Source organism: Enterococcus sp. (genome assembly GCF_032555305.1).
Classification (GTDB): Bacteria; Bacillota; Bacilli; order Lactobacillales; family Enterococcaceae; genus Enterococcus_A.
Genome location: NZ_JAWGOQ010000001.1, coordinates 172751 through 188099, shown reverse-complemented (window position 1 = coordinate 188099; position 15349 = coordinate 172751). Strand labels below are relative to the sequence as shown.

The following is a 15349-nucleotide window of genomic DNA, read 5'->3' as shown; positions in this document are numbered from 1 at the left end:
ATTTGATTTAATAATTAGTTAGTATACAGCTGCCTGTCTGTTTTGATAGAAATCTTTGATGATCTCCCTATCCAAGACAAGACAGTGAAGGGAGGACTATTAGGTGGAAGAGTTTATTCCAAAGTACAAAAAAATAAGTGATGATATTCAAAATTTAGCCAAGTTGTTGAGTGGACAAGGCAAGCCGCTTCCCAGTGAACGTAAGCTGTCCGAAAGCTTTAATGTCAGCAGAACAACGATCAAGCGTGCTCTAGAATCATTGGAAAGACAAGGCATTGTAACTTATATTGAAGGTAAAGGGTATATTATTCCCAATCGAGATGTAAAGATTGTTTCTAGTATGCATATTTCTGGTTTTTATGAAGATATTGTCTCGCGTAAAAAGAAAATCAGTTCAAAAGTTTTGAAAAAAAATGTGATTCAAGCTGATCGAAAATTGAGTGAGGAGCTTGAAATTCGAGAAAATGATTACGTTTTCCATCTTTTGCGCCTACGAAGTGTAGATGGAGCGGTCTATTCATTAACTGAAAGCTTTATTCCGCTTAATCGCTGCCCAGAGATTGGTTCTTTTGATTTGACGGATAAGTCTCTTTGGAAGACACTAAATCAATTTGGGATATATCCAGAAATTATCAGCCAGCGGGTAAGTGCTCGTCCGGCTAATTACACAGAAATCGAGTATCTGAATATCTCTAATCCTGCGGTAGTCATGGTCGTGAATAATATGGCCTATTGGGATGATAAACCGATTGAACTTTCATATGTGTATACTGATGTTTTCTCAACAAATCTTGAATATCGTTTTAGTAAATAAAACGAGGAGGAAGATGAATGTTAGTAACATTGAGTGAGCTTTTGAAGGATGCAAAAGAAAAAAAGTATGCGGTAGGGGCGTTTAATGTACCAAATCTAGAAGCCATCCGAGCGGTGATTCAAGCCGCAGAAGAGGTGAATTCGCCGGTTATTTTGCAGCATGCGGAGGTCCATGAAAATTTGATTGCTCTGGAGGAAATTGGACCGATCATGCTCCAATTTGCCAAAGCAGCGAAAGTTCCTGTAGCGGTGCATTTAGATCATGGAGCATCCTTTGATATGTGCGTCAAAGCGATCAGACTGGGCTTCACTTCGGTAATGTACGATGCATCTAGTAAAGAGTACGAGATTAATTTAGCGGAGAGCAAAGAAATCGTGAAGATCGCTCATGCGGCTGGAGTAAGTGTCGAAGCTGAGTTGGGGCATATTTTCACTTCAGCAGTCGGTGGTGGTGAGGGTAGAGGTTCTGATTCAAGTGAAGATTATGAAGATCTGGAGGATGTTTATACCGATCCAGATTTAGCTAAAGCATTTGTAGAAGAGACGGGTGTTGATTGCTTGGCTATTGGTTTTGGTACTGTTCATGGGATTTATCTAAAGGAGCCAAAGCTTGATTTAAATCGGATTCTGCAAATTAAAGAAAAGATCGATGTACCGTTTGTCATGCACGGCGGTTCGGGTGTATCGGAGGAAAACTACCGGACAGCAATTAAAAATGGCATCTGTAAAATCAACTACTATACTTATATGAATAAAGCTGCTGGAAAAGGAGTTCAGGAATGTCTGGAGAAAGATTCAGGAGACTCTATTTTCTTCGATGAGCTGTCACTGTGCGCGACTGAAGCGATGAAGGAAAATGTAAAAGCAGCAATGGAAATTTTTATGAACCCTTAGATTACTTGATCATTGATGGAGGGGAAAAATGGAAAAGATCGCAGCTTCGATTATGTGTGGGAATCAACTTGCGTTGGGACAGGAACTGCTGGATTTGCAGGTAGCTGGGATTGATTGGCTGCACTGTGATGTGATGGATGGAGTGTATGTCAATAATCTGGCGATGGCACCCTACGTCTTAGAACCGATCATTCAGATAAAAAAATTCACTACTGATATTCATTTGGCTTGTGTTGATCCAGAAAAATATATCGAGATGTTTGCACCAGTGCAGCCCGATTATCTGACATTTCATATTGAGACGACCGAAGAACCTGAGGCATTGTTGAAAAAGATTCACGGCAAGGGAATTAAGGCGGGGATTGCTATCAATCCCGTGACGCCGATCGAAAAGATATTTCCTTATTTAGATTCTTTGGAGCTGATTCTTGTGATGACAGTCAATCCCGGGTTTGCTGGACAAAGGTTTCAATGGCCGGTTTTAGAAAAGCTCGAACGACTGAATAGTCAGCTTGATGGTAAAAAAGTGAGGCCGCTGATTGAGGTAGATGGTAATATCAATGCAGAGACGACCGCTTCTATTAGTAAGATTGGCGCAAATCTTTATGTTGTTGGCACTTCTGCACTCTTCAATGATCAAGCTGGCACGTACAAAGAAAAGGTCTCGCAGTTGAAACAGCATTTTGTTACTAGATAAAATAGTCAAAAAGTTCTTGTCTTGAGTTTTTAAGGCAGGAACTTTTTTGTCTATACAGATAATTTTTACCATGGTAATCTGTGGTTAGCATATTTTGCGAATGGGGAGAAGTAAATGACGAAAGAAGAATTTCTAGCAAAAATCAAGGGAGGCTTGATCGTTTCTTGTCAGGCCCTTCCTGGAGAACCTTTATATACTGAAAAAGGCGGCGTCATGCCACTATTAGCGTTGGCCGCAAAAGAAGGCGGCGCGGTGGCGATCCGCGCGAATTCTGTCCGAGATATCAAAGAAATCAAAGCGCTGGTGGATCTGCCGCTGATCGGCCTGATCAAGAAACAATATCCACCAGAAGAGCCCTTCATCACTGCCTCCATGCAAGAAGTGGATGCATTAGCAACGACCGGAGTAGAGGTCATCGCGCTAGATTGTACCTTGCGTGAACGCCATGATGGATTGACGATCAATCAATTCATTCACCAGATCAAGGAGAAATATCCTGATCAATTATTGATGGCAGACATTGCTACTTTTGAAGAAGGAAAGAATGCTTTTGAAGCAGGGGCTGATTTTGTAGGGACAACACTAAGCGGATACACAGCAGAAACCGTTGGTCGAACCGATCACGGACCTGATTACGAATTGATGGAACAGTTAGTCAATGAAGGACTGCCGGTGATTGCTGAAGGAAAGATTCACACACCCGAGCAGGCGAAGAAGATTCAGGATATGGGGGTATGTGGGATCGTTGTTGGTGGTGCGATCACACGACCAAAAGAAATCACCGAGCGCTTTGTGGCTGGAATGAAATAATTGTAAGAAGAGAAAGAGCAGGTTTGTTCTTTCTTTTTGTTTTCCCAAAATGACCGCAACATTGATGAAAAAAAGTTTTCACTTCCCATATATAATACTTATTTGACCAAGTTTGTGAGAGGTGATGAATAATGGATGTTTTAGCGGAAGAGCAAAGAGAGTGGCAGGCGATTCGCAAGGAAATCGAGGAAAAAGAGTCCAGTCTTGAACAGGAAATGATTCATTTTACGAAGGAAACGCAGCAATTTCATCAGTATTTGGTCGATTATAAGGGAGAGATCGATCCCCATGAGATGTTTATCAATTCACGGCTGCTGGATCAGCAGCATTTGGCGGAATCAGTCAGCGGCAAGCAATTGATCCGGCTGGAAAAGCAAAAGATGAATCCTTATTTTACGCGAGTGGATTTTGTCTATGATGGCGAGCCAACTGCGGAGAAGATCTATGTCGGGCCTTTCTCCTTTTCTACGCAGGAACAGGGTTTATTGATCTATGATTGGCGGGCACCCATTGCCAGTATTTTCTATGATTATGATCTGGGAGAAGCACAATTTCAAACTCCAGCAGGCACTGCGACTGGCGAGATCCAGCGAAAACGCCAGATCAAGTTTAAAGGCGGAACGATCGACTATGTCGTAGAATCTGATACGACTGTTTTTGACGAGGTTCTGCAAAATGAACTGCGCCAGCAAAAGGGTGGTCAGATGTCGACCATCATCAGTACGATCCAAAAGGAGCAGAACCAAGTCATTCGTGACAGCCGCTCAAAGGATATGATCATCCAAGGAGTCGCTGGCTCGGGAAAGACATCGATCGCCTTGCATCGCATCGCCTTTTTACTCTATCATTTTCGCAATCGCATTACTTCTGATCAGGTAATGATTCTTTCACCCAACCGCACCTTCAGCATGTTTATCGCACAGGTGCTGCCTGAACTGGGGGAAGAACCGGTGACAGAATGGACGATCAATGAATTTGGCCAGAAGCTTTCGGGGACAGCCAACATTCCTTCCCGTTTTCAGGAAATCGAAATGCTATATCTAGCTGACCAGCCACAGCTAAGCGAGCGAATCAGCTACCTTTCAAGCAAACAATGTGTGACTGATTTGAAAGAGTATCTCAAGGAAATAGAAAAATTTACACCACAAACGATTACAATCGGCGACTATGAGTACGACGCGGAATATATTTTGAAACGCTATAAGGCCTATCACAAGAAGCCGATCTTTCAGCGCTTCCAGTTGATTGCCGAAGATATTCTGGAAAATCTGCGAATTCGACCTTTCCAGCCAAAAAGAAAACCGACTAGAAAACAGCTATTCAATCGTTTGAAGAAAATGTTCAACTACACGACCAGCATCAGACTTTATCATGATTTCTTGGCGGAACAAGGCTTCTCTGGGAAAAAGGCGTTGAGTTATTCGGATTTATTTCCAATCATCTATATCCGCTTATTTATTGAAGGGATGGATGAGTTTTCGAAGATCCGCTACTTAATCATTGATGAGATGCAGGATTACACACCGATTCAATTTGAGGTCTTCAAAAAAATGTTCGCTTGTCCGGTGCTGTTAATCGGGGATTTCACCCAATCATTAACGACGATCAATGAAATGAGTCTAGCCGAGGTGCAAAACTACTATCCCAAAGCCCAATCGATCTTTCTCACGAAAAGCTATCGCTCTACTTATGAGATCATTTCCTACGCGAAAAAAATCATTGATGATCAGACGATCGAACCGGTCTTGCGTCACGGGATGGAGCCAGAAAAACGGATTGTGCACTCTCGGGCGGAGGAAATTTCGAGTATAATAGAGATAGTAGAAGAGTTAAGAGCAAAGGGTTTAGCGACAATCGCCTTGATTACGAAGACTTTGGCGCGAGGGAATGAATGGCTGGAATTATTGGAAGCACAGGGGATGACTTGCGAGGTATTGGCGGATGAGTCAGCGAACTTGCAGGAGAATCTTTCTATTTGTCCATTAGTTCAATCGAAAGGGTTGGAGTTCGATGCAGTGATTGTGGTTGATGCGGATGAAAAAACATATCCCGGTCTGTTAGGCAGACAACAACTATTTGTCGCTGCAACACGCGCGATGCATGCCCTCTATTTTCTCCAAAGGAAGTGAGAAATATGAACAATTCCCGGTTGGTTGCCAGTATCACGCATTACATTGAAGAACATCTTCAAGAGAAAATCACGCTTGAAGAGCTGGCATTGCAGCTTCATTATTCAAAGTATTATTTGCTGCATGAGTTTAAGGAGACGACCCATCAATCGCTGTATAACTATATCAAGCGTCGCCGCTTAAACGAAGCAGCCAGAGCCTTGCTTTATTCGGATCAGCGGATCATCGAAGTGGCGGTTCAAACGGGCTATCAGAGTCAACAAGCTTTCACCAAGGCTTTTGAAGAACTATTCAAGCTTACGCCCAGACGTTATCGGCTGCAGAATAAGCAGTTTTTTATTGAAGAACCCTTTGTAGTAGCGGATTATTTAGTCTGGGCCGAGCAGCGGGATCTGCATATTCGTCAGGGACGCTTAGAGGATCAGCTGGCGATCTTGTATTTTGTTCAGCTGATGCGAGGGGCTCTCCCTTATTTGGAAAAAGAGGAGTATCTTCGATCGCTGCGTCTATTTATTAGTGAAGGAAATTGCTATCTTGCTTGGGCAAAAGGGCGAATCGTCGGTCTTCTTCTGTTTGACCAAAAAAGGAAAAGAATTGAAAACCTGACAGCCTTGCCTTCCTGTTGGAATCTAGAGATCGAGAAAAATTTACTTACGACACTCGTTCGCGAAAAAGCGCCTCGCTTCCTGTCTACAACCACCTTCAGAGTAGCGGATAAGCTTGATATAGGTCATCGCCAACGTCTATTGAATGTGGGATTTGTGCCGAATGAACAAATTATGGAGGTCAATTATCCCACGGAAAGACTGGTTCTTTCGCTGAAGGAGTGACCAAAACTGCATAGAACTGGAAGAATCAGAGCTGGCTTAGTGATCAACTAGGCTGGTTCTTTTTTACGTTAGGGAAAATACTCATTTTTCTTCAAATTATTGTTAAAAAAGAGCGAATGAAGAAAAAATAAGGGTGTTGATTTTGCATGAAAATTTTTAAAATGGAAAAAAATTGGGTATACAACTTTTTTTGGTTGGAAATAGGAGGTGATTTCAAGTGATTCTAATTAGAATTATTATTTGTTTGGAGTTATTTTAAAAATTAATGATTTCAATCACAAATTTCAATGACGTTTGTTATTGAATTTTTTTATTTTTTTTGAAATTGTTATCTCGTTATTTTTTATTTATATTACTACTATTGGCGGATTTTATAAATTTTTGGAGTCGATAGTAATGAAAAGAAGAACACATAGAAGCTTGATTTGTTTCTTCGTAAGTTTAAGCATGTTTTTTCCCAGATTCGTTCAAAGTGAAACAGATGTCAGTGAGTCGCTGATTGATCCAGACACGCAACAGGTTTCATCGATATCAGAGAGTGAGACCACTCTTGAAAGTATTACTAAAAGCGAGAATAGTGAAGAAATTGAGAGCATATCTGAGGCGGAAAGTACAACGGGTACATCAGCAAGTGATCCGGAAAATAGAGCCGCCAGTGAATCAGAGCTTCAAACTTATGAAGGAACATGGGCGATTGTCAGCACCTTGAGTGAGCTGCAAACCGCGTTAAGAAACAAGGAAGCATACATAAAATTAGCAGATTCTACCGATGTCTTCGTGATTGGGAACACCACCGTGACAATCACAGCCAACGTCGTGATTGATGGGAACAACCGCCAAATCTCATACTTTGGAGACCAAGCATTTCATTCATCCACTGCTGGTTTAACGATCACGCTACAAAACATGACCTTTGGTTCGCCTGATTTTACGGTTCGTGCTGAAGGGCTTTATGGCATCATGCGAAGTGCGGCGAAAAGTGAATTACATATTAATAACGTCAACTTTTTTTCTGATAAGATTGCACAACCTTTCTATTTTCGTCATAAAGAGAGCAAAATCTACTTTCATGGAACCAATCTCTTCATGCAGCAAAAAGCGGATGGATCGGTGGGCGGTGGAGAAGAATTTGCTGAAGGCAATAATTTTGAGTTTGCAGCTGACAGCTATACGAAGATCGTACAGAACACGAGCGGTGCCGGAGCTTTATTTTGGATGCCTGAAAATCCTGCCAGCATCACGGTGGGTGAGAATGCTGTAGTAGATATCACGTCGAACCATGCCTTTAGTTACTCTGATGGAACAAGGAACTGTACCATCACATTGGGCAAGAATTCGAAGTTTTTGGTAAAGGGGACCAATCCGGATAATGGGAACTTCTTCTATTATGATAAGCCCGCGACGATCACGGTAGGAGAAGGGGCGGAATTGTCTGTGAGCTATCCTCGGACGATCAAGATCGCAGCTGTCAGTGAAATCAAGTTTCTGCCGAATTCGATCGGGAATTTTGAAGTCACCCATGATCAGGCAGTGTTCGACCGGTCTGTTGGACCAGGCTCCACTTTTGAGATTGATAACGCTAAGCGGCTTCATTTTAAAGCAAAAGCAGGTACTGCTTACAATCCGATCGGGTTTGCCAGTCTCTCGAATACCTTTTCTTTTAGTCCCTTTGGAGCGGATACCAATGGCTACGAGGTGATCACGGATGAAGCGTCGTCACCTTCAAAATTAACGCCCCAGTTAGATCCAGGGATTTGGACAATCGTCAATGATATTACTCGAACTGTGGAGCCCAACACACCAGACTTTACCAGTGAGGAAAAAAAGCTGCTGCAGAATGCGGAAAGCATTACCTTGAAGCGTTTGAATCCTCCAGTCGAGTTACTAGAGATCGATAAAGAAATTGACGTGAATGAGGCGACCTTCCGGTTATCTGAGTATCAGCTGCACGGGAATGACGATTTTGTTCGCGATGTAGAGTTTAAACTATATACACAAAAAACGACAGATCCCGCAGCAGAAGGCGAAGGTTTTGTCGAAGGGCAAGCGACCAATTTGTCTGATTCTGTGTCCTTTTCAAATCTAAAGGAACAAACAAATTATTGGCTCTATGTTCGGATCAATTGTGATCCAGATAGCCAATCAAGTGAGTGGCTGGAGGTTTCCTTCGAGACCGCTCAGAAGATGATCGATGTTGATTTTCCGGTAGAGGTAGCCTTTTATACAGAAAACAAAGACGATCAGCAAATGATCCACCCAGCAGGTGATTATTCGATTAACAATAATAGCTCCTTTGTAGTGAAGCTTCAGGCGACGGATCTGGAGGAGCTGTCCAATCCAGCTGGTATTCACTTACTTTCCGCGGCAGATGAAGAGAATCAAAAAGACCTATTGTTGAACTTGACGGAAGCCGATCGAACACTGGGTGTTTTGACCAAAAATTTACAAGATACGCCATTATCTTTTAACGATCTAGCTGGAAATTCCTCCACAAGGTTGGGTTTTTCAGGTATCTATTACGGCGATGAAAAAACAGCGCAGAAGGTCCAATACCGTTTGACTTTGACTGCGGAGAGAAAGGAATAACAATATGGAAGAGAAAAATAAAAATAAAAAGAAGTTGCTGCTACTGTTGCTGCTATTGTTGTTAGCTCTAGGTGGAATCGGCACTTATTTTTTGACCAGAGAAGAAGCCAAGCCAGTCTCGGTCGTCAGCGGTGAATTTTTACCAGAGGGCAAAGACGCCTCTAAGATCAGTGATGCTGAAATCAAGGAATTGGCTCAGAAAAAAGTTGATCGCAGTAAGTTCAATATGGTAATCGCACCGGAAGCAGATTTTTCAGCTGCTGATCAAAAAGGTGAGCTGGTCATACAAAATCCATCCCACAATGCTTACCCAGTCAATGTCGAGATTACGCGTAATGACAATGGGGAGCTGATCTATACTTCAGGAGCGATCAAGCCGGGGTATGAAGTTAAGGAAGCCCAATTAGAAAAGAAATTATCGAAAGGGAATTATCCAGCAACTGCGAAATTCTCTTTATATGATGATAAAACGAAGGAGAAAAAAGGAGAGGTAGCAGCGAAGATCACGATTCATGTTAGCAATTAAAAATAAGTACACAGAGGAGAAATGAAAATGAAAAAAATTTTAAGCGGATTATTAGTAGGCAGTATTTTATTTGGCGGAGCAGTGAGCATTCATGCAGCGGAAGTTGATGGAACAGGCTCTGCCTCAATCACAGTCAATGGCTCACTTGGTCAGGACAATACCGATGAGCAGGCACCAAATATTCAAGAAGGTTCCGAAGACTGGATCAATGTGACTTTAGACACGGCGAATATCTTCTATACAACGAAGGAATCGGACCATAAGACGATCACCTCCCCTCATTATGAGATCAAAAATAATTCAGGGCGTGCTGTTAAAGTTTCTGTTGCCAATTTTCAGGTGGAGTCTGGAAACCTGAGCAATGTCGAAGAACTGAAAATCAGCGGGAAAGATTATACAGGGACGGATCAAGCGATTGATTTGAATATGCTAGGTACAGGTGAATTCTTAGTATTAGCGAATAATCAGGGAAAATTGGATGTAGAGAATGATCCTACAGGTGGTCTGGCAAGCGACACGCTATACAGCTACTCTGGAACGACTGCAGGTGACTATTATAAGAAAAAAGCTGAACACACCACACATACATTAACCTTAGCCTTTGAAGCACTAGGGAAAAACGGACAGCCTGTCGCCCCTTAATCTAAACTGCTTTTTATGTGAAGAGCAAAACAATATTGGATTTATCTACGCCAGAAGATCATCACATTAACTGTCAAAAAATTGGGCAGCAGATGAACCAACCAAACTAAACGAAGAATGTTCCTAACAGCGGAAATGGTGTGGTGAATACTACCTATAAAAAAGCCGTTTCAAACCGTATGACCACACAAAGCGAAACAATTATCGAAAAACGGTGAGGAATCAAGCAACTTATGAGAAACAATGATTGGCGGAATCATGATTCTGCTAACATTCGTACTTAAACGGACGAAAAAAGCCAATTAATGTAAAGAGGCTTCCTTCAAAAATTATTGAAGGGAGCCTTTTCGCGTGTTCAACTTTCGCAGCTTCTTGCGTACGAGTTAGCTGTGTACAGAGCTATTTCTGATTTCTGCGCCCATGTTTGATGATCCACTCTTGCGCTTTAGTCGAAGGAGTCTTTCGCCATGCGCTGATCAAGAAATCAGCTTTTTCGGGATCATCCTTGTAGAGATCGTTGAGATTATTCCCAACACTTTTTTGCACGAATTTTTCCGGATCATCTTTCAGATTCGTCAAAATTACCGAATAACGCTCAAACTCCGTTAGGGCAACATAAATTTTTTCTGACCAGGGCAAACGAATTCGTACGCCTTCACAGGCAAGTCGGCGGACATGGACATTCCCATCCTTGCTCCATTGGATCAATTCATCCATCACTTCCTGCGGATACTCCTTCAATAAAGGACGGATCGCGTATTCACCAGTAAAACGTTTGGTCAATTCCTTTAGAAAGGCCAGCGAAACCTCCCAGTCTTCATTGCCATGTCGTTCAACGTAACGACCAATCGGCCACAGCCACCAGCCAAAGCTGAACATTCCTGTAGATTGCTCCAATTCTGGTCCAAGAATTTGATAGAAGGATTGGATATTCCCCTGATAGTCTTCAGTCAGACAAACATCCAACGCATCGACGATAAAATCAAAGCGGGCAAAGAGCTCTTTGTCATCCAACTTACCTACTAATGCCTTAGAAAATTTATTTGCGTCGAAATCCGGTTGCGCTTGTTTCAATTTTTCTGACAAGTCTAAAATGTATGGATCATCATAGTGGTCCTTATGCTTCACATGTATCCGCCTCCAATACAGTCTTTCATTCGATGATACCACATTTATAGACAAGATTTTTCAAAAGTCAATATCTTCCAAGCACTGTTGCTGCTGCCTTGGTACAATAGCAGGAAGAAAGGGGGCGAGACGTTGAATCAGAAAATTATTTGTTATGACCAAGATTTAGGGATTGAAGCCTATTCCTTTACCGGAGTGTCGCAGAACTTTCCCAATCATTTCCATGATTATTATGTTGTTGGGTTGATCGAAGAAGGCCAGCGAACGATGGTCGTGAACAATCAATCGTATAGGCTTGAGCCGGGTGATCTGCTGACCTTTAATCCCTATGATAATCATAGCTGTGAAGGGATCGATGGCAGTCGCTTGACCTATCATTGCTTGAATCTTAAAAAAGAAATTTTTCAGCCGTTTACCGGAGCGGATTTGCCAAAATTTCTAGCACCGATGCAGGCACAAACTGAGTTAGCGGAGGATTTTCAACAGCTTCATCAGTTGATTATGCAAGAAGGCGACAAGGAAGAAAAGGAAACATTGTTTATCTTGCTGATCGAGGAATTGCTGCAAAATTATACACAGGAAATCCAGAGTGAGGCAATCGCTGCACCAGAGCCAGTAGCAGTTATTTGTGAATATCTGGAGGCGCATTATGATCAGAAAATTACTTTGGATCAGCTTTGTCAGCTCGTCCATCTAAATAAGCACTCGCTGGTCCGCCAATTCACGAGAAAAAAAGGAATCACCCCTTATCGTTATCTGGAAACCTTTCGGATCGTCAAGGCAAAGGAATTGCTGGAACAAGGCTGCAGCTTGATCGAAACCGCTGATCGAACCGGCTTTTATGATCAAAGTCATTTCACCAATTATTTCAGCCGCTTCATCGGCTTGACCCCCAATCAATATCGCAGTATTTTTGCGAAAAGAAATGAGGAGTAAGATGTCAGCAAATGAATTGAAGTGTGTCATGGTAGTAGATGAGACGATGCCTCAAGGAATCATCGCAAACAGTACGGCCGTCATGGGTGTGACGATTGGAAAGCTCTTTCCTGAAGTCGTGGGACAAGACGTGATCGACCAAACAGGCTATCGTCATCAGGGAATTATCGAATTTCCGATTCCGATCTTAAAAGGCAATCGCGAGTTTCTCAGAAGTATGCGGGAACGATTGTACGAACCGAATTTTGACAAACTGACAGTCGTTGATTTCTTTGATGTCGCCCAAGGTTGTAAAACCTACGGTGAGTATATCGAGAAGATGACTCAGGTGCCGGAGTCAGCGATTGATTATTTCGGACTTACATTATTTGGTAATAAGAAGCAGGTCAATAAGCTAACCGGTAGTCTGCCGTTGTTACGCTGAGAAAGAAACCTCAAACCAAATCAATCGTTCATTTTCATGCTTTTTTCAGTAAAAGGTGGTATTTTAGACAAGATGAATTTTTGAAGAGTTGAGGAGACGTGTAAATGAGTATTGAGATTCTATCGAAGATCCTTTCGATCATTGTGTTAAATCTAGTTTTGAGCGGCGACAATGCGGTGGTAATCGCCTTGGCAACACGGAAGCTGCCAGCTACGTCACAAAATAAAGCGATTGTGATCGGGACCGCTGGCGCTGTCATCTTGCGAATTCTTTTGATGCTGATCGCGGTCGAACTATTGACCGTTCCATACGTGAAAATCGTGGGTGCTGTCTTATTGGTTTATATCGCCTATGATCTGTTGAAATCGAATGGTGAAGAAGCCGAAGTCAAAAGTGAGACCACGCTGTTATCAGCGATCCGGACGATCATTATTGCCGATCTGGTTATGAGCTTGGACAATGTTTTGGCGATCGCCGGTGTAGCTGATGGTCATTTTATGCTAGCTGTTCTAGGGCTGATCATCAGTATTCCGATCGTGATTTTCGGCAGCCAAGTCATCTTGAAGCTGATGGATCGCTTCCCTTGGTTGATCTGGATCGGCGCTCTGCTGATCGCTTATACAGCAGGCACAATGCTGGTAGAGGATAATTTTATCCATCACTTGCTGAGGGGCTTGAGTAACGGGCATATTGTTTCGTTAGCAGCTTGTGTTTTACTAGCTGGAATGTATTTTCTGTTTAATCGAAAGGAATCATAATGACTATGGAAAGAGCTGTTGCAAATGAATTGCAACAGTTTTTTTATTTAATTTGAAAACTACCAATAGGAATTCTCAGGTATACTAAAGAAAACGGTATCAAGAAGGAGTTGGATATGAATATAGCAATCTGTGATGATGATCGCTTGATGAGCGGTCAAATCGAAAAAATAGTCGATCAGGTTTTCCACGGGGAAACGAATAAATACAATACAGAAGTCTTTTTTTCGGGAGATAGCTTATTAGACTTCTTAATCAAGAAGCCAAACTATTTTCATATGTACCTATTAGATATTGAGATGGAGGGGACTGACGGTCTAGCGACGGCGGCGAAGATTCGTGAAGCAGACCCGAACGCGGTGATCATATTTATGACCAGCCACGCGGAATTGATGTCAGAGGCCTTTGAAGTTTTGGCCTTTCAATTTATCGTCAAGCCTTTTGACAATGAAAAAGCGATAGGCATCTTGTCTTCGGCGGTTCGTTATTTACAAAAGCGCAAGGGCGTCTTCCAATTCGTGTCGCAAAAGAAAATCTATACCTTCTTTTTGAACCAGATCAGCTACATTGAAAGCTCGGGACGGAAGATTTTCCTGCATACGACTGATGGGGAAACCTACGAGTATTATGGGACTTTAAAAGATGCACGGGAGCAGGTAAAAGGAATCCTTTTTGCTCAGATTCATAACTCAATCATCATTAATTTGGAAAGCTTGAATACGGTGGAGAGTAATTTTGTCTACTTAAAGGATGGAGAAAAATTGCCAATCAGTAAGAAGTTTCACGCTTCTTTCCACGAACAGTTTCAGCAATTTGTTTTATCTCGATAAAAGGGGGGATGAGTGTGGCCTTTTTAGCAAATTTTATTCCGGTCACGGTTTTGACTTCAATAAGTTTGTGTCTATTATTTTCCAGCTTTTTCCCAGTGAAGCCGCGGATTCCTAAAAGAGGCATCATTGTTCTGATCTACCTGACCTGTGTTCCTTATTATTTCATCAATAATTTGGCGAATGAATCAGGTACAGGCGATTTACGGCCGGTTCTCACCTCGTTGAGTACGCTGCTTTTGCTTGTCTGTGTTCAGTTTTTCTTTGAGGGAAAAATCTATCAACGCGGATTAGTAGCCATTTTATTTATTGTTTTCTCGATTATTAGTGAAGGGCTCTTGGCGATCTTGGCTCGACTGGTTTTACCTGTGGAGAACCTGCTGGAATTTGTTAGTGCAGGTGGGATAGGAAATCGGATCGCGATGCTGATCAATTTTCTTTTGACTTTTTCTTTCTGGTCAGCTAGAAAGAAACGGGATATATCGATCCAAAGGAATTTTTCGATCATTCAATTGCTGATCGCAGCCATCTGCAGTCTCTCGATCGGGGTACTGATCATCAGTGTGATGGGAACCAATCATTTTGTCGCCAGAGATCTTTTTTTGATGTTCAGTTTCATTTTGCTTCTGATACTGTTTTATCTCAATTTTGAAATGTCTGACAATATGGCGAAAAAGAATCAGGAGTTTCAATTGCAAAAGCAACGCCATGAACTGTTGGAGGAATACTATCAGCAAGTTGAGAAGCACCAGCAAGAGGTTCGCAAAATTAAGCATGATATGAAAAATCAATTGTATTCGATCGTTGGATATTTGGATGAGAATAAAGAGGGTGCGGCGAATCAGCAGGTCAATCAATTGATTCGCCAGCTGGATTCAAATGAGATTCCCTCCTTCACTCAGCATAGCGGGTTGAATGCTTTGCTGCGGCTGCATTATCAAAAAATCAAAGAAGCCGGGATCACCTGTGAATTTGAGATAAAATGTCCCGAAACAATGAAGTTTTCCGATTCTGATCTCTCTTCATTGGTGGGGAATATTTTAGACAATGCGCGAGAAGCCTGTGAATATAGCAATCAGCGGAAATATGTTCAACTGAAGCTGGTTTATTTTAATCACTCACTAGTGGGCTCTTGCGAGAACAGCACGGATGGTAAAGTCACGTCCTTGTCTACGCGAAAACAAGATAAATCCAATCACGGATTTGGACTAAAATCAATTCGCCAAATCGCTGAAAATTATCACGGCAGCCTGAATTATACTAGCGACAATTATTCCTTCAAGCTGACCTTCAACTTATTTGAGCAAACATGACGAAAAACCTGTGCAAACATGACAGGCTGCAAAAAT

Annotated in this window: 15 protein-coding genes; 14 read left to right on the top strand and 1 reads right to left on the bottom strand. The window is 42.1% G+C overall.

Features of this window, described 5'->3' with window-relative positions:
* The first annotated feature begins 103 nt into the window (after window positions 1-103).
* The 9 genes from E6139_RS00910 to E6139_RS00870 all read left to right on the top strand — a co-directional run bounded on the left by E6139_RS00910 (window position 104) and on the right by E6139_RS00870 (window position 9927).
* Window positions 104-814 (top strand): GntR family transcriptional regulator, encoded by a 711-nt coding sequence (locus tag E6139_RS00910; protein WP_316401156.1) that lies wholly within the window; start codon window positions 104-106, stop codon window positions 812-814.
* A gap of 17 nt (window positions 815-831) precedes the next feature.
* Complete coding sequence (locus E6139_RS00905) at window positions 832-1707, top strand: class II fructose-bisphosphate aldolase (protein ID WP_316401155.1); 876 nt, start codon at window positions 832-834, stop codon at window positions 1705-1707.
* 28 nt (window positions 1708-1735) lie between these two features.
* Window positions 1736-2404 carry a ribulose-phosphate 3-epimerase gene (locus E6139_RS00900; RefSeq protein ID WP_316401154.1) on the top strand — a complete coding sequence of 223 codons (669 nt, stop codon included), beginning with the start codon at window positions 1736-1738 and terminating at the stop codon, window positions 2402-2404.
* Between the two features lie 114 nt (window positions 2405-2518).
* Window positions 2519-3214, top strand: a complete 696-nt coding sequence (locus tag E6139_RS00895) for an N-acetylmannosamine-6-phosphate 2-epimerase (RefSeq protein WP_316401153.1) — start codon at window positions 2519-2521, stop codon at window positions 3212-3214.
* 131 nt (window positions 3215-3345) lie between these two features.
* Window positions 3346-5343: a HelD family protein gene (locus tag E6139_RS00890; protein ID WP_316401152.1), complete on the top strand. Its 1998-nt coding sequence runs from the start codon at window positions 3346-3348 to the stop codon at window positions 5341-5343.
* Between the two features lie 5 nt (window positions 5344-5348).
* On the top strand, window positions 5349-6173 hold the full coding sequence (locus tag E6139_RS00885; RefSeq protein WP_316401151.1) for an AraC family transcriptional regulator: 825 nt from the start codon (window positions 5349-5351) through the stop codon (window positions 6171-6173).
* A gap of 396 nt (window positions 6174-6569) precedes the next feature.
* Window positions 6570-8759 (top strand): pectate lyase-like adhesive domain-containing protein, encoded by a 2190-nt coding sequence (locus E6139_RS00880; protein WP_316401150.1) that lies wholly within the window; start codon window positions 6570-6572, stop codon window positions 8757-8759.
* A gap of 4 nt (window positions 8760-8763) precedes the next feature.
* Window positions 8764-9285: a hypothetical protein gene (locus E6139_RS00875; RefSeq protein ID WP_316401149.1), complete on the top strand. Its 522-nt coding sequence runs from the start codon at window positions 8764-8766 to the stop codon at window positions 9283-9285.
* A gap of 27 nt (window positions 9286-9312) precedes the next feature.
* Window positions 9313-9927 (top strand): hypothetical protein, encoded by a 615-nt coding sequence (locus E6139_RS00870; RefSeq protein ID WP_316401148.1) that lies wholly within the window; start codon window positions 9313-9315, stop codon window positions 9925-9927.
* A gap of 399 nt (window positions 9928-10326) precedes the next feature.
* Here E6139_RS00870 and E6139_RS00865 read toward each other — a convergent pair whose 3' ends face one another.
* Window positions 10327-11055 (bottom strand): DNA alkylation repair protein, encoded by a 729-nt coding sequence (locus E6139_RS00865; RefSeq protein ID WP_316401147.1) that lies wholly within the window; start codon window positions 11053-11055, stop codon window positions 10327-10329.
* 132 nt (window positions 11056-11187) lie between these two features.
* Between E6139_RS00865 and E6139_RS00860 the strand changes: the two genes are divergently transcribed.
* The 5 genes from E6139_RS00860 to E6139_RS00840 all read left to right on the top strand — a co-directional run bounded on the left by E6139_RS00860 (window position 11188) and on the right by E6139_RS00840 (window position 15313).
* Window positions 11188-11991 (top strand): AraC family transcriptional regulator, encoded by an 804-nt coding sequence (locus E6139_RS00860; RefSeq protein ID WP_316401146.1) that lies wholly within the window; start codon window positions 11188-11190, stop codon window positions 11989-11991.
* 1 nt (window position 11992) lies between these two features.
* Window positions 11993-12415 (top strand): DUF2000 domain-containing protein, encoded by a 423-nt coding sequence (locus E6139_RS00855; RefSeq protein ID WP_316401145.1) that lies wholly within the window; start codon window positions 11993-11995, stop codon window positions 12413-12415.
* Window positions 12416-12519: 104 nt separating this feature from the next.
* Window positions 12520-13173: a TerC family protein gene (locus tag E6139_RS00850; RefSeq protein ID WP_316401144.1), complete on the top strand. Its 654-nt coding sequence runs from the start codon at window positions 12520-12522 to the stop codon at window positions 13171-13173.
* Window positions 13174-13289: 116 nt separating this feature from the next.
* On the top strand, window positions 13290-14003 hold the full coding sequence (locus tag E6139_RS00845; protein ID WP_316401143.1) for a LytTR family DNA-binding domain-containing protein: 714 nt from the start codon (window positions 13290-13292) through the stop codon (window positions 14001-14003).
* Between the two features lie 14 nt (window positions 14004-14017).
* Window positions 14018-15313 carry a sensor histidine kinase gene (locus tag E6139_RS00840; protein WP_316401142.1) on the top strand — a complete coding sequence of 432 codons (1296 nt, stop codon included), beginning with the start codon at window positions 14018-14020 and terminating at the stop codon, window positions 15311-15313.
* The last annotated feature ends 36 nt before the right edge of the window (window positions 15314-15349 follow it).